Raw genomic sequence first — 14,738 nt, forward strand, 5'->3', positions numbered from 1 at the left:
GTCAGGCAGGCTCTCCGACCACCGCGATACGAACCATGTTGGTTGCTCCCGGCGTGCCGAACGGAATGCCGGCGACAACGAGCACGCGCTCACCTGCGCTGGCGAAGCCGTCCTTCGCTGCGGTTGAAGGACAGCGTCGAAGTCGCGTTGGCGACGATGACGTTGCCGGCGCCGGCATTGCCTGATGTGCCGCCATTGCCGATGATCAGGTTACCGTCGTTGACGACGGTGTTTCCGGTGAAGGTGTTGTTGCCGGTCAGGACCCCGGGCCGCTGTCGTTCTTGGCGAGCGTGGTCGTGCCGCCGGGCCCGTTGGCGATGGTGCCGCCCATCGTGTTGAGGCCGGTGTTGGCGCCGCCGAGAGCGAGCGTGCGGTTGCCACTGCCGGTATACAAGGCCGAACCGGTGTTGCTGAAGACGATGGCGCCGGGGCCCTTGGCCAGCAGCGCGAAGGAACGTTGGAGTGCGCTGCGTTGGCCCAAACTTGCATTCGATCAGGCTGTTCCAGCGCATGGAAAAAAGCCGGCCGGCGTGAGCCAAGAGGCGAGGTCAGGAGTGTCACTGGAAGAATCCAGCCATACCAAAATACAAGCCAGGCGACCGACAGGAAACGTTAGACTGTTCTAATGGATGATTCGAATGTTGGGCGGCCGTGGCGTATCAGGTTCGAGAAATCTTGTCGGGGCGAATGCTTGCCGAATTTCACGTAGAGGCCAGCACCTCTTTCAGAGCCGCCGAGCAGGTTACAGGGCGCCCACTGACGCTTCACAGATGGGGTGATTATTTTCTTTAAGTGACAGACGACCGGAGCGGGCGAGTGTCCATATACCAGTACGCCGACTTGCCCTACTAAGCAGCTCGTGTCGAGGAACGAGTGTCAATAAAAAAGCCTGCCACCAAGGAGGCAGCGGGCGGGTGCAGGAGTGCGCTCGATCACCCGGCGTCGGCGCTAGAGGTCTCTTCAACGCCTTCGGCGAGCCGACCAGCACCGGCAGTATCGTCGGGGTCTGCGCCCGATTTCCGTTCCCTCGGCCCATTTCTTTAAGCTGCCGGCTGCAGTGCCGCCCTCCGCGGCTCTGCCTGGCCGGTAGCACCGGCGTTGGACCTGTCGAGAAGGTCAATGGGTTTGAGATCACACCGAGCTCCCGGGCATTGACGAAAAGAACGTCGGCATCAAGCTCGCCAACAACGTCCTGACCATCAAAGGCGAAAAGGGCCGGGAAAAAGAGGAAAGAAAGACTGTTATCTCGGAGCAGCGCTACGGCTCGCGCCAGCGATCGTTCCAGTTGCCCGGCGGGCTGGCAGCCGGGACTCGTCCGGATTGGCTGTTAAATTGCGGATGTCTGCCCGCCGGAGCCGGCGTGGGTCGTCGCAGGCACGGACTCCTCTACTTCGATCAGGTCGAGATAGGGTTCGTGTCCCTTGTTGTGAAACAGCCGCAGGCTCTCGCCATCGGTCACCGCGGCAAGTGCGCCGTTATTCAGGATCATTTATTTCTCCCGCCGGATCAGGCGAGCGCTGCAGCGCCGTCCGATCGTTTCATTGCCATTGCCAGCAGGTAACGCCGGATCGAGCTGCGTCGCTTGACCTTGATCAAAGCTGTGCAAGGCCATGACCGGTCCATGATCGCGAACGATTTAGCCGTTCAAGCCTAAGTGGCCGTAAGCCATCGACAAGAGCGCATCCTAGCGGCGTCCCGGCTCAACACGCTCGCAGGTCGTCGGCCATAGGAGAGCTCGGTCTAAGCCTCTTCCTTCTTTGCTCTCGCAAAGCCGCGGTCCGTTGCGATGAACCGCTCAAGCATCGGCGCAATCAAGCGTGATGGATCGGCAGACGGCCGCCCAGTCTCGCGCCCAAGGATCTCTGCGTATTTCACCAAGTCGCGATGCAGAGGCGCCGGCAGTTCCACCGTAATCTTCACCGGCTTGTCGTCGGCGATCGTTGCGAGTTTCAACTTGGCCATTTCAACCTCCGTATGGTTCAAGGGCAAGGTCGCGGGTGACGAGGACGCGAACGGGAAACCCCGGCCGGATCGTGAGCGTCGGGGCGATAGCGAGTTGCCGCTGAACGACCTGTTGCCCTACCTGGCTGACGCTATCGGAAGCGCCGCTACGCAGAGCCCGCACGATATCGCTGTCTTGATCAGAAGAACCGGCCTGCGCGCCAACGCTCAGAATGGTCGACAACGCCGCGGCCTTGAACAACTCGCCCCAGTGATAGTCGACGGCATCCTCTAGGCCGGCATAGCCCTGAGCGTCCGCGCCAGGCTGCCGCTCCAGCACCATGGAGCGTCCGTCGGGAAAGATCAGCCTGTTCCAGACAAGCAGCACGCGGCGCTGCCCGGAACCAATTCCGCTATCGTACTGCCCAACAATTCGAGTGCCTTGCGGGATGAGCAGCGAGCGACCGGTGGGGCTGTCATAGACATTTTCGGTCACCTGAGCGCTGATCTGCCCGGGAAGGTCCGACCGGATACCTGTGACGAGCGCGGCGGGGATCACGGCACCGGCTTGAAGCACATAGGGTGACGCCGGAGGCGTGATGTGATCCGGGGCCACGGTCCGCCGGTCAGCGGCGGCGGACAGGAAGGAAAGCTGGCGATCCTGCGCATTTGGCTGAGCGTACTGACTGGCAAGATCGCTGACAGCAGGAGCGGACGCTTCGGCGGTCCTGGAAGCTCCTTGCGCCGTCTGGAAGAACACGCGCGAGGTTCTGGCCGCTTCCTCTTCGGCTTGCCGGCGCTGCTCGGCTTCGTCGATCGCGGGGCTTGCGATTGATGGGGGCACCACGGCTTGCCCCTTGTTCTGGGCATCGAGAATCGGCCTGCCAAGATCGCCAGGCAGCGGCGGCCCAAGGATCGGGCCGGCATAGTCGCGCGGCAGTCTTGCCAACCCGTCGGCGGGCGGCCGATTGGAGGTAGGGTAGAGTTCCTCGCCCTGCTTGAATGTGTTGGTGTCCTGCAGAGCGTAGATCAGCGCGCCGCCGACACCGAGCGAGGCGACGAAGCCGATGCCTGCGAGCATCTTGCGCGACAGACGCGTTACACGCGGCGGGTCGGCGCGAAGCCGCATGGGTTCGGCCATATTCTTCTCGTTCATGGCTGCAGCGCTCCCCTGTGCATTGCGTTCGGCAGCTCGGGCGCGGCCCTGTCGCTTAGGCCCCGCCACAACCCATCGCTTCTTTTGTCGACGCGCACTATCCGGACCGTCTGCTGCCGCTTACCTGCGCCAAGACGCAGTTCGGCCGCACCAAAAAGGCGGTCGATGATGAGGACGTTTTGATAGACGCGGCTGTTGGTGATTTCAGCCTCGCCGTCCGGACCGATGACAAAAATCGGCGGCATCTCGCCTTGCACGATGCCGCGCGGAAACTGGACATAGACCCTGCGGCCATCGTCATAGGCGCTCACCGGCTTCCAGGGCGGGCTGTCGCCGGTGAGGCCGTAGCGATAGTTGCGCACCGTAACGTCCGGTATGACCGGGGTTGCGGCGATCGTCTGCAGGAGGCCCGCTTTCAGAGCCGGATAGGACCACGCAACGGCGGGCATGTAGGGCTTCGCGCCTGAGCGTAGCTCAAGCATATAGCTGCGCCGGTCCGTGGCGATGATAAGGTTCGTTGTGATGTCCGCGCGCGAGGGTTTCACCAGGACGTGGACGCGTCGGGAAATGCCGGACCCGCTTTCGGTGTCGCCGATGATCCAGCGCGCGGTATCACCAGCCGCGATCGGACCGTCTCCGGTCAAGCTCTCGCCCGGCTCAAGCGCGATGTCCGTTATCTGGCCAGGTGAGGCGTAGACCTGGTAGAGCGCACCTTCGCTCCATGGGTAGATCTGAATCGCGTTGTAGTAGCCCTCACGGCGCGGTTGCACGCGCGCCGCGGCATTTGCGTTCTCGACGCGGGCGGCCGGCGTTTCTCCGGTGGCGCCGCCCCGCGCGGGCGCCCAGCCTGGTGGGACGCGAAGGGGTTTCGGCCGTTGGTCGGTCGCGGCGGCCGGAGCCGGCGGCAAGGGCGGAACATAGGTATCGTAGCCGATGTTCGGCGGCTTCTTCGCCGGCGTGGCGCAACCCGCAAGCAGCGTCGTCCCCGAGACCAATATGGCGGATAGCAGATATGTTGGGAAAGTCGTGCCGGTAACAAGACGCGATGTCGGGCTCATTGGCTCATCTCCCGCGACCAGTTGATGGCGTTGACGTAAATGCCGAGCGGATTGGCGCGAAGCCGTTCGGCGTCGCTTGGCATCTGCGTCACGATCGTCAGGATCGCGGTCCAGCGCTCGGTGCCTGAAAGCTGACCGTTTTCGTAGTGATGCTCGATCCAGGCGACACGAAAGGAGCCCGGCGAGGCTCTGATGACCGAAGAAACGTCCACCGCGACCTGCTGCTTGCCGACCTTGGCGAAAGGATCCGCAGCGCGCGCATAGTCGTTGAGCGCCGCCGCGCCCTGGTCGGTGGTCCAGTCATAGGCGCGCAGCCAGTCCTGGCGCAGGATGATCGGATCAGCGGGGATGGAGCGTACCTGCTCGATAAAGCGGGCGAGATGCCACGCGATCTGCGGATCGGTAGGCCTATAGTCGGCGGTTGCGGGCTCGACCGCTTGAGCCTGGCCGAGCTTATCGACCTGCACGACCCAGGGCACGACCGTGCCGCGGCCCGACTGCCAGACCAGTGAGGTGGCGAGCCCCGCCGACAGGATGAGCGACCCGAACGCCATGGCGCGCCAGTTGCGTGCCTGCACGCGTGCGGAGCCGATGCGTTCATCCCAAATCTGCTGCGCCTTTTGATAGGGAGTTTCCGGTCGAGGGCTCTTGCCGTAGTGGACGGCGGGGCGCCTGAAAATGTTCATGGTCATTCGCCTTCAGAAAGAGAGATCGAGGCTCCGCCGCCATGGCTGTCGCCGGCGCGCACCGCGTGGGCGGCGGTCTGGGCGCCGTGCGCGAGGCGTTGGGAGCGATGCAAGCGTCTGGCCCACTCGGGCTGACCTTGAGCGCTGGATGGCTTGCCCACGGCGGACGCCGCCGGGTTTGACGCAGCGGCGTCGCCAATCGTTCCCATTGTCGACGAACCGCCGGTGATTTCAGCGGCCGAACCGGCGCCAGAGGCGAAGTTCGAGTTAAGAGATCGACCGGTGTTTGCGGCGGCGCGCTTGAGTGGAGAGGCTGCCGCTGAAGCGCCTGCGCGCGCAATGCCGCCCAGGCCGGAAGCGACGCCTGCCACGCCAGACTGCCCGGCGGCGCCAAGCATATAGGCGGCCGAACCGCCGCCAGCGAGGAATGTCCCGCCACGCGCGGCTGACATGGCTCCCGCGAATGCGGCTGTCCCGCCTTGCGCCGCGAGGCTGGCTGCTCCGTAGCCTGTAACTGCTATGCCGGCCGAGGCAAGGCCAGTCCCGACTGCCGCGCCGGCGCCCAGCTGCGGTCCACCCGCGACGAGGCCGTTGGCGATGCCAGGACCGAAGATGCCGAGGCCAAGCAGCGACAGCGCCGCCAGCACGATCGCCATGGCCTGGTCGATGGTGGGGCTCTCGCCGCCGAAGCCTTGGGTGAATTCGCCGAAGAGCGTCGATCCGATGCCGATGACCACGGCAAGCACCAGAACCTTTATGCCCGACGAGATGACGTTGCCGAGCACGCGTTCGGCCATGAAGGCCGTCTTGCCGAAAAGGCCGAAAGGGATCAGCACGAAGCCGGCCAGCGTCGCCAGCTTGAACTCGATCAGCGTCACAAAGAGCTGCACCGCCAGGATGAAGAAGGCGAGCAGCACCAGCGCCCAGGCAAAGAGCAGGCAAGCGATCTGGATGAAGTTTTCAAAGAAGGAGATGTAGCCCATCAGACCGGAGATGGCCTCAAGCAATGGTCGTCCGGCATCGAGCCCGGTTTGCGCCACCTTGCCCGGATGCAGCAGATCCTGTGCCGAGAAGCCGGTTCCACTCGCCTTGAGACCAAGGCCGGAGAAACTCTCGAAGACGATTTGGGCGAGGCTGTTCCAATTCGAAATCAGGTAAGCGAAGACACCGACGAAGAGCGTCTTCTTGACGAGCCGCGCGAGGATGTCGTCATCGGCGCCCCAGCTCCAGAAGAGCGCGGCAAGTGTCACGTCAATGACGATCAGCGTGGTGGCGACGAATGCGACCTCGCCGCCGAGCAGGCCGAAACCGCTGTCGATATAGCGGGTGAAGGTGGCCAGGAATTGGTCGATGACGCCGGTATTGCCCATGGCTATCGAGCCTCGTGGGGCCCAGCGTCCGGCGACCGCGAAGCGGCGGGCTGGCCTATCGAACTCCCCGACGGCCTTTCGAGACCGAGGAAGCGATCACGCTGTTCGGCCCACAGCCGCGCACATCCATCCTCACGCAGGGCAGCCTCGCCGAGGGCCTGGCAGCGGCGCAGGCCATCGGGAAGCGCATTCGGCACCGAGGCCGCCGGTGTGTGCGGGCCCTCCCCCACCGGCTTGTCTTCCTTCCGGCTCATCTCGAGCGCCGTCGCCGTCATGGCGACGGCGACGAACATGACGGCCACGATGCGAGCGAGGGTTTTGCCGTCCATGGCCATCGACCTCAGCGGTTGAACATCTGGACCGAGTCGGCCTGGTAGCCAGAGCCTGGGGTCAGGAAGCGGCGGCGTTGCTCACGCCCCTGATCGACCGCGGCGGCACGTTCCGCCCCGCTCAGCGCCTGGGCGCGACCATTGGCGGCTACCAGGGCGGTCAGGTCCGCAAGCTGCTGGCCCTGCAGCGCAAGCAACTGGTTGCCAGCTTGCGTCGCCTGCAGCGCACCGGTCGCCGATTGACTGGCGCTGACCAACGCCGACATCTGCGCACGGCCGGTGTCGATGTTTCCGACGACGCCCGCCTGGACGCGCATTGCGTCCTGGAGACCGCCCACTGTGTTTTGCCAGCGCGAGCGCGCCTCCCTGACGAGTTGCTGGTCGGAAGCAGAGAGCGAAACGCCGCCGTATTGCTGCTGAAATGCCTTGTCGACCTGCTGGACGTCGAAGGCGATGTTGTGTGCTTCGCCGAGAAGCTGTTGGGTGCGCTGCACCGACTGTTGCAGTTGCTGCACCGATGACAAAGGCAGGCTCGCGAGGTTGCGCGCCTGGTTGATCAGCATCTGGGCCTGGTTCTGAAGCGAGGTGATCTGGTTCGTGATCTGCTGCAGCGAACGCGCAGCCGTCAGGACATTCTGGGAATAGTTCGATGGATCAAACACGATGAAGGCATGCGCTGGCGCAGTTATCAACGGCCAGATCGCGATCGGCGTGGCGAGCGTCGCCGCGACCATAAGAAGGACGCGCCGGCGGGTTTGACGAATAGTCATGGTTTGGACTCCTTTTCAGGTTCGGGAACGGTGAGGTTGGGAATGAGGTCGGCGGCCCAGCCGACGTCGCGGGCACGCAGCCAGGCCGACAGGAAGCCGTCGCGGCCATGCTCGGCGATGATGCTGCCGATCAGCGCCTGATCGCTCTTCGACGACGCGGCGCAAAGTGCCAGCCCGACCTCTGACAGGCCGAGCTCGAAGAGACGGTTGCCGCGACGGGACTGGCAGTAATAATCGCGCTTGGGTGTGGCTCGCGCCAGAATCTCGATCTGGCGGTCGTTCAGGCCGAAGCGGCGATAGATGGCGGTAATTTGCGGCTCGATCGCGCGTTCGTTGGGCAACAGCAGCCGGGTTGGACAGCTTTCGATGATGGCCGGCGCGATAGCCGAATTGTCGATGTCGGAGAGTGACTGGGTGGCGAAGACGACGCTGGCATTCTTCTTGCGAAGCGTCTTCAGCCATTCGCGCAACTGCCCGGCGAACGCGTCATCGTCGAGGGCAAGCCAGCCTTCGTCGATGATGAGCAGGGTCGGGCGACCGTCGAGCCGGTCGCCGATGCGATGAAACAGATAGGACAGGACGGCTGGCGCGGCCTGCGTGCCCACCAGACCTTCTATTTCGAACGCCTGCACGGATGCCTGGCCGAGATGTTCGGCCTCTGCGTCGAGCAGCCGGCCGTTCGGGCCACCGACACAGTAGGGACGAAGCGCCTGCTTCAGGTCATTGGCCTGCAGAAGCACGCTGAGCCCGGTGATGGTACGCTCCTCGAGCGGAGCCGAGGCGAGCGAGGTCAGGGCCGCCCAGATATGCTCCTTTGCGTCCGGGGTGATCTGGATGCCCTCGCGCGTCAGGATCGCGACGATCCAGTCAGCCGCCCAGGCGCGCTCATACGTGTCATGAACGCGGGCGAGCGGCTGCAGCGAAACGGAAGCATCCATGCCTTCGGTGAGATGGCCCCCGAGATCGTGCCAGTCGCCGCCCATGGCGAGCGTCGCCGCGCGGATCGAGCCGCCGAAGTCGAATGCGAAGATCTGAGCGTTGCGATAGCGGCAGAATTGCAGCGCCATCAACGCCAGCAGCACCGACTTGCCGGCGCCGGTCGGGCCGACGACCAGCGCGTGACCGACATCGCCGACATGAAGAACCAACCGGAACGGGGTCGAGCCTTCGGTCTTGCCGTAAAGCAAGGGAGGACTGACCAGATGCTCGTCCCGTTCCGGCCCCGCCCACACGGCAGAGAGGGGGATCATGTGGGCGAGATTGAGCGTCGAGATAGGCGGCTGACGGACATTGGCATAGACGTGCCCGGGCAGCGAGCCGAGCCAGGCGTCGACCGCGTTGACGGTCTCGACTACCGCCGTGAAGTCGCGGCCCTGGATGACTTTCTCGACGAGCCGCAGTTTCTCGTCGGCCACGCGCGGGTCGCAATCCCATATGGCGACGGTGGCGGTGACATAGGCCATGCCCGCCATGTCGGCGCCGAGCTCCTGCAGCGCCGTGTCGGCGTCGGCCGCCTTGTTTGCGGCGGCCGTGTCGAGGAGTGCTGATGCCTCATTGGTCATCACCTCCTTGAGAATCGAGGCGATGCTCTTGCGCTTGGCGAACCATTGCCGCCGTATCCTGGTCAAAAGGCGGACAGCGTCGACCTTGTCGAGCAGGATCGCGCGGGTCGACCAGCGGTACGGGAAGGCCAGCCTATTGAGGTCATCAAGCAGGCCGGGTGTCGTGGCGGTCGGAAAGCCGACGATGGTGAGCACGCGAAGATGCTTGTCGCCAAGCCGCGGTTCGAGCCCGCCGGCGAGCGGCTCGTCGGCCAGCAGCGCATCGAGATAGATCGGGGTCTCGGGAACGCGCACCGGATGGCGCTTGGTCGAGATGGTCGAATGCAGGTAGGTCAGCGTTTGGCAATCATCGAGCCAGTGACATTCAGGCATGAACCCGTCGAGCAGGGACAGCACGCGCTCAGTGCGGTCGACAAAAGCGCGGACGATCTCGCCCGGATCTGCGCCCGACTGGTCGCGACCCTCATAAAGCCAGTCCTCGGCGCGCGTGGCGTCTGCGGGCGGCGGCAGGAAGAGGAATGTGAGAAAGTAGCTCGATACGAAATGGACCCCCTCCTCGTCGAAGTCGGCTTTGCGCTCGGCATCGAGCAGGCCGGAGGCCGCATTGGGAAACTGGCTTTCGGGGTAAGAAGCCGCTTCGTGCCGCTGCGCTTCGACGAAGATGCTCCATCCCGAGCCGAGACGACGAAAGGCATTGTTGATGCGCGATGCCACCGCGACGAGTTCCGCCGCTACGGCGGAGTCCAGATCGGGTCCGCGAAACCTCGCGGTGCGCTGACAGCTGCCATCCTTGTTGAGCACGACCCCGGGAGCGACGAGCGCGGCCCAAGGCAGAAAGTCGGCGAGGCGAGCAGCAGTCCGGCGGTATTCGGCAAGGCTCATCATGGCGGCGCCCTCAAACCGACAGATGTCCGGGCAGCCGCAGGTGCCGGCGTCCGACTTCGAAAAAAAGCGGATCGCGCCTGGCGGCCCATACTGCCGTGAAATGTCCGATTCCCCAGATGAGGAGACCGGCCAGCCAGAGCCGCAGCCCAAGACCGACAGCGCCCGCCAGCGTGCCATTCAGGATCGCGATTGCACGCGGCGCGCCCCCGAGCAGGATCTGCTCGGTCAGCGCCCGGTGCACGGGCACCGTCCACCCCGGCACTGTGTCGAGCTGTTCAAAACCGGTTGTCATCAGATCAACGCTCCGCCGCCGAACGAGAAGAACGAAAGGAAAAAGCTTGATGCCGCGAAGGCGATCGAAAGGCCAAAGACGATCTGGATCAGCCGCCTGAAGCCGCCTGAGCTGTCGCCGAAGGCCAGCGTCAGGCCGGTGACAATGATGATGATGACGGCGATGATCTTGGACACCGGTCCCTCGACCGACTGCAGGATCTTCTCGAGCGGCTGTTCCCACGGCATCGAGGAGCCCGACGCACGGGCGACCGGCGCGACCATGAGGTTGAAGGCAATGGCGGCGCTGGTCGCGGCCAGGCCGGCGCGGCAGCGAGAAAGCAGGCGGATCATGAAATCTCTCCTGTGTTGATCGGGGTAGCTTTAGCAATGCGATAATCGCCATCGGGGCCCAAACCCTCGACCCGGACAAGTTCGACAAGCCGTCGCTCCGCGCCGCGTCCGGCGAGCACGGCGACAAGGCCGATCGTGTCGGCGATCAGCGCACGCGGGACAGTGACGACGGCCTCCTGGATCAGTTGTTCAAGTCGGCGCAGAGCGCCAATACCGGAGCCGGCGTGAAGGGTGCCGATGCCACCGGGATGCCCGGTGCCCCATGCCTTCAATAGGTCCAGCGCTTCAGCGCCGCGCACCTCGCCGATGGGGATGCGATCGGGCCGCAGGCGCAGCGACGAACGAACCAGGTCGGAAAGCGTGGCGACGCCATCCTTGGTGCGCATGGCGACGAGATTGGGGGCCGCGCATTGCAGTTCGCGGGTGTCTTCGATGATGACGACCCGGTCCGTCCCTTTCGCCACTTCGGCGAGGAGCGCGTTGGTCAGGGTCGTCTTGCCCGTCGACGTGCCGCCTGCAACGAGGATATTTGCGCGGCCAGCAACCGCGGCGCGCAACACTGCGGCGTCGCCAGAAGTCATGATGCCCGCCGCGACATAGTCATCGAGCGTGAAGACGGCGACCGCGGGCTTGCGGATCGCGAAGGCCGGCGCGGCGACCACCGGCGGCAGCAGACCTTCGAAACGCTCGCCGGTTTGCGGCAACTCGGCCGAGACGCGCGGTGACCGGGAATGGACCTCGGCGCCGACATGATGGGCGACCAGACGCACAATCCGCTCGCCAGCGGCAGGCGCGAGCATTTCCCCCGTATCGGCCAAACCTTTCGAAAGCCGATCCACCCAGATCCGGCCGTCAGGGTTCAGCATGACCTCGACGATCGCGGGATCGTCCAGGAACCGGGCGATGGCGGGTCCGAGCGCGGTGCGCAGCATACGGGAGCTGCGCGCGCGTCCTTCGGTATCGTTGTGCGAGATAGCCATCCTGTCCCCGTTGGATCGGGAACTCGTCGAGCGGCTCCCGGTCGGGATGAGCAAGAAAGGCCTGGAGCGGCCGGATTCAACAGCTTTTGACTGCCGTCGTAGCGCAGCGAACAAAAACCGCCGAACGGCGGCGCCGAGGTCAGGACGCTTTATGGCGACATAGCGGGGCGTTCCAAGATCGGCGGAGTATAAACTTCGGCAATCATATGTACATGTATATTGACACTCGACTCCCACCGGGTTTATGAAATCCCTGGCAGTGGCGGCGATCGCCCTTTCCACGGCGCGGAGGATTGTCATGCGGTTCGGTCCCGAGGACTCGGCGCCAAATAGTCGTTTCCAAATATGCTCGAAGGGCCCCGACAGTCGCAACGCCGCGCCCCTTGACGACAAAGGGCGCTGAAGCGTCATGAGCATGCTAGACATCTGGCTTGGGATTCTGCAAGGACTGCGGGTAACGGCAGCGGTCACCGCCTATGGCTTGGTCTTCGCAGTGCCCTTCGCGCTTGTTTTCGGCGTGGCCCAGTTTCTGACCACCGGCTTTACGCGCTTTCTGGTCACCGCAATAATCGAATTCTGGCGCAGTTCGGCGGTCGTCATCCTGCTCTTCGTCTTTTACTACGTTCTGCCGGTCATGGGGGTCACTCTATCGGCGATGACCGTCAGTGCATTGGTGCTCGGCCTCAATAGCGGCGGCTATGCCAGCCAAGCGGTGCGGGCCGGGCTTCAATCTCTTCCTGCCGGCCAACGCGAGGCTGGCATGGCGCTCGGCCTCTCGCGCCCGGCGATCCTGCTTCTGATCGAGCTGCCTCAGGCGTTGGTCGCCATGAGTCCCACATTCGTCAACAACCTTATTCAGCTCGTCAAGGCGACTTCCCTCGTCTCGTTGGTCACGCTGACGGACATGACCTTCCGCGCCAAGGAAATCTCGCAGACCGAATACGACCCGGTGGCGATCTATTCGGCGCTGCTGCTCGCGTTCTTCGTCGTCTGTTATCCAATCGCGCTCGCCGGCCGCTGGCTCGAGGCGCGGGTCAACCCCGAAAGAGGAACGCCCCGTGGGATTTGACCTCGACTTCGCGCTCTCGACAATCCCGACCATTATCGGTGCGATCGGGGCGACCCTGCTGGCCACCGTCTTGAGTTGCGTCGGTGCGTCGGCGCTTGGCTTCGCTTTCGAAATGATCCGCCGCGGGGGCGGTGCGCCTGGCCTCGCCGTGCGCTTCCTGATCGACTTCATCCGCTCGACGCCGGTCTTGGCCTGGCTCTATTTCCTTTACTTCGTTATGCCCTTCTATGGGATCCGGCTTGGCGCCATGACGGTGGGCATATTGGGGCTAAGCCTGTATTACAGCGGTTATCTGGCAGAGGTCTTCAAGGCGGGCATCGACGCTATCCCGAGGGGCCAGCAGGAAGCAGCCAGAGCCTTGTCGCTCACACGCCGCGACACGGTCATGTTCGTCATCGCACCCCAAATGCTGCGCAACATCGCCGCGCCGCTCGGCAACTACCTGGTTTCGATCCTTAAGGCGACGCCTTATCTCGCGATACTGGCCGTCCCGGAAATGCTCGGGCGCGCGTTCGATATCGCTTCCGAGACCTATCGCTATGCGGAGCCGCTGACCGTCGCCGGCGTTCTGTTTCTCGCCCTGGCGCTGATCATTTCTTATGGAGTGAAGCGCATCGAGAAGCGCCTGCTTGCGAGCGGGCGCCGCTGATGCTCGACCGGCGCGCGCTTCCGACCTCGGCGCTCCAATCCGTCCCCCTCGTGCGGATCGAAGGCCTCAACAAGTGGTTCGGTGCCGTGCACGTTTTGAAAAACATAGATCTGACATTGCGAGCGGGCGCACGCGTCGTCGTTTGCGGACCGTCCGGGTCCGGCAAGTCGACATTGGTTCGCTGCATCAACGGTCTTGAGCGTTTCCAAAAGGGCACGATAGAATTTGAAGGGAGAATTCTGGGAAAAACCGATCGCGATGCCGCGACGGCGCGCCGGCTGACCGGCATGGTGTTTCAAAGCTTCAACCTCTTCCCTCACCTCACCGTGCTTGCCAACTGCACGCTGGCGCTACGCCGGGTCCTGTTGAAATCGGCACACGAGGCCGAAGAGATCGCCATGCGGCATCTGACGGCGGTGCACATCCCCGAAAAGGCACGGGCCTATCCGGCTGAGCTGTCGGGCGGCCAACAACAGCGAGCGGCGATCGCGCGCGCTCTGTGCCTCGATCCCCGCATCATGCTGTTCGATGAACCCACCTCGGCTCTCGATCCGGAAATGATCAAGGAAGTGCTCGACGTCATGATTGCGCTGGCGGGCAGCGGCGTGACCATGGTCTGCGTGACGCATGAGATGGGCTTTGCACGCGAAGTGGCCGATGAGGTCGTTTTCATGGATGAAGGCCGCATCGTCGAGCACGCGTCTTCCAGTGATTTCTTCTCTGGAGCCGCTCATCCGCGCGCCAGGCGGTTCCTGGATACGATCCTGAGCCACTGAGAGCTGATCCTGTGAACGTCGCGCACTCAAACGGGCGCGATCGCCGACATGACAATTGGATTGATGCCTGAATCGCCGCGCGGACTACCAGTCCGGCGCGAATGCGTAACCAGCAGAGCGGACGGTTCGGATCACGTCGCTTCCCACGGATGCCCGAAGCCTTTTGCGCAACCTGGCAATATGAACGTCAACACCCCGTATATCGGTGGCAGCGGCGTGTCCAGGCCATGCGGTCGCGACCAGTTCCTCGCGGCTGAAGACCTTTCCAGGTTGCGCCAGAAGGCTGCGCAACAGTTTGAACTCTATCGGTGGCAGGATGATTTCTTTTTGTTTGAAGAATGTCCGGTGGGTCTGTCGCTCCAACCGGAAATCGCCCTGCACCAGATCGCCTGTCTTGGTTTCCCGCGCGAGCTTCGCGACCCCTGCCTTGGCATGCAGCCACGTCAGAAGCTGCTCGGGCGCAAACGGCCGCGAAAATATTTCGTCGACGCCCGCTTTGATAAGGTCCAGGTGCAGTTTGCCGGAACGAGGCGCAACCAAGCCGACAAGGGGCGTTGCTTTTGTCGCTTCGGCCGACTTCAGCGCCAGGCATTGCTTGGCGATTGCGCGGTCGCCCGCATGACAGTCCAGGATGACGGCAAGCGGCGCCGCCGCCTTGATGGCGGGGGCAATCTTCGTGTCTGCCGTGATCAGCCGGGCTTCGAAGCCTGCCACCGAAAGGATGTGCCCGTAAACCAGAAAGAAATCCGGGTCCTTCGAAGAGATCAGGACCAGCGGCGTCATGAGTCCATCAACCGAATTCGGTGCATCATAGGGCTGACTACCGCGCAAGTGGGCGCGAGACAATATCCCCTGGCGGGCGAACTTTCAGCTACCGGTGGGT

At 63.6% G+C, this 14,738-nt stretch carries 18 protein-coding genes; 3 read left to right on the forward strand and 15 right to left on the reverse strand.

Going from position 1 to position 14,738, the window contains the following annotated elements:
- Window position 1 precedes the first annotated feature (1 nt).
- From LB524_RS28920 to trbB, 14 genes are all read right to left on the reverse strand, one after another.
- Window positions 2-196, reverse strand: a complete 195-nt coding sequence (locus LB524_RS28920; RefSeq protein WP_263486748.1) for a pyruvate kinase alpha/beta domain-containing protein — start codon at window positions 194-196, stop codon at window positions 2-4.
- A 60-nt stretch (window positions 197-256) separates the two neighbouring features.
- Entirely contained in the window at window positions 257-481 is a 225-nt protein-coding gene (locus tag LB524_RS23410) for a hypothetical protein (RefSeq protein WP_224530733.1), read from the reverse strand.
- A gap of 846 nt (window positions 482-1,327) precedes the next feature.
- Window positions 1,328-1,489 (reverse strand): hypothetical protein, encoded by a 162-nt coding sequence (locus tag LB524_RS23420; protein ID WP_224530554.1) that lies wholly within the window; start codon window positions 1,487-1,489, stop codon window positions 1,328-1,330.
- A 251-nt stretch (window positions 1,490-1,740) separates the two neighbouring features.
- Window positions 1,741-1,962 (reverse strand): DUF2274 domain-containing protein, encoded by a 222-nt coding sequence (locus LB524_RS23425; RefSeq protein ID WP_224530555.1) that lies wholly within the window; start codon window positions 1,960-1,962, stop codon window positions 1,741-1,743.
- A gap of 1 nt (window position 1,963) precedes the next feature.
- Entirely contained in the window at window positions 1,964-3,097 is a 1,134-nt protein-coding gene (locus LB524_RS23430; protein ID WP_224530557.1) for a TrbI/VirB10 family protein, read from the reverse strand.
- Entirely contained in the window at window positions 3,094-4,155 is a 1,062-nt protein-coding gene (trbG, locus tag LB524_RS23435) for a P-type conjugative transfer protein TrbG (protein ID WP_224530559.1), read from the reverse strand. The genes LB524_RS23430 and trbG overlap by 4 nt, the downstream gene beginning before the upstream one ends.
- Complete coding sequence (gene trbF / locus LB524_RS23440; RefSeq protein ID WP_224530562.1) at window positions 4,152-4,841, reverse strand: conjugal transfer protein TrbF; 690 nt, start codon at window positions 4,839-4,841, stop codon at window positions 4,152-4,154. The genes trbG and trbF overlap by 4 nt, the downstream gene beginning before the upstream one ends.
- A 2-nt stretch (window positions 4,842-4,843) precedes the next feature.
- The gene (trbL, locus tag LB524_RS23445) at window positions 4,844-6,211 is read right to left on the reverse strand and encodes a P-type conjugative transfer protein TrbL (protein WP_224530565.1); all 1,368 of its coding nucleotides are present in this window, start codon (window positions 6,209-6,211) and stop codon (window positions 4,844-4,846) included.
- A 2-nt stretch (window positions 6,212-6,213) separates the two neighbouring features.
- A complete protein-coding gene (gene trbK-alt / locus LB524_RS23450; RefSeq protein ID WP_224530567.1) occupies window positions 6,214-6,540 on the reverse strand; it encodes a putative entry exclusion protein TrbK-alt in 327 nt (108 codons plus the stop codon).
- Between the two features lie 11 nt (window positions 6,541-6,551).
- On the reverse strand, window positions 6,552-7,310 hold the full coding sequence (trbJ, locus tag LB524_RS23455) for a P-type conjugative transfer protein TrbJ (protein WP_224530575.1): 759 nt from the start codon (window positions 7,308-7,310) through the stop codon (window positions 6,552-6,554).
- Complete coding sequence (gene trbE, locus LB524_RS23460; RefSeq protein ID WP_224530578.1) at window positions 7,307-9,757, reverse strand: conjugal transfer protein TrbE; 2,451 nt, start codon at window positions 9,755-9,757, stop codon at window positions 7,307-7,309. The genes trbJ and trbE overlap by 4 nt, the downstream gene beginning before the upstream one ends.
- Window positions 9,758-9,767: 10 nt before the next feature.
- Entirely contained in the window at window positions 9,768-10,049 is a 282-nt protein-coding gene (locus tag LB524_RS23465) for a VirB3 family type IV secretion system protein (RefSeq protein WP_140789410.1), read from the reverse strand.
- Window positions 10,049-10,381: a TrbC/VirB2 family protein gene (locus LB524_RS23470; RefSeq protein ID WP_140789412.1), complete on the reverse strand. Its 333-nt coding sequence runs from the start codon at window positions 10,379-10,381 to the stop codon at window positions 10,049-10,051. The genes LB524_RS23465 and LB524_RS23470 overlap by 1 nt, the downstream gene beginning before the upstream one ends.
- Window positions 10,378-11,361, reverse strand: coding sequence for a P-type conjugative transfer ATPase TrbB (gene trbB, locus LB524_RS23475; protein ID WP_224530581.1), 984 nt, complete (start codon window positions 11,359-11,361; stop codon window positions 10,378-10,380). The genes LB524_RS23470 and trbB overlap by 4 nt, the downstream gene beginning before the upstream one ends.
- 409 nt (window positions 11,362-11,770) lie before the next feature.
- On the opposite strand from trbB, the gene LB524_RS23480 reads away from it, so the two are divergent.
- Genes LB524_RS23480 through LB524_RS23490 form a run of 3 tightly spaced genes read left to right on the forward strand, consistent with a single transcriptional unit; the run spans window position 11,771 to window position 13,855 of the window.
- On the forward strand, window positions 11,771-12,430 hold the full coding sequence (locus LB524_RS23480; protein ID WP_141907260.1) for an amino acid ABC transporter permease: 660 nt from the start codon (window positions 11,771-11,773) through the stop codon (window positions 12,428-12,430).
- A complete protein-coding gene (ehuD, locus tag LB524_RS23485; protein WP_224530584.1) occupies window positions 12,420-13,079 on the forward strand; it encodes an ectoine/hydroxyectoine ABC transporter permease subunit EhuD in 660 nt (219 codons plus the stop codon). The genes LB524_RS23480 and ehuD overlap by 11 nt, the downstream gene beginning before the upstream one ends.
- Window positions 13,079-13,855, forward strand: a complete 777-nt coding sequence (locus LB524_RS23490; RefSeq protein WP_224530587.1) for an amino acid ABC transporter ATP-binding protein — start codon at window positions 13,079-13,081, stop codon at window positions 13,853-13,855. Before ehuD ends, LB524_RS23490 begins: the two co-directional genes overlap by 1 nt.
- 84 nt (window positions 13,856-13,939) lie before the next feature.
- On the opposite strand, the gene LB524_RS23495 is transcribed toward LB524_RS23490, so the two are convergent.
- Window positions 13,940-14,638 carry a winged helix-turn-helix domain-containing protein gene (locus tag LB524_RS23495; RefSeq protein WP_140789421.1) on the reverse strand — a complete coding sequence of 233 codons (699 nt, stop codon included), beginning with the start codon at window positions 14,636-14,638 and terminating at the stop codon, window positions 13,940-13,942.
- Between the last annotated feature and the right edge of the window lie 100 nt (window positions 14,639-14,738).

Origin of the sequence: Mesorhizobium sp. ESP6-5, from assembly GCF_020164695.1 — a bacterium.
In the GTDB taxonomy this organism is placed as follows: Bacteria; Pseudomonadota; Alphaproteobacteria; order Rhizobiales; family Rhizobiaceae; genus Mesorhizobium; species Mesorhizobium australicum.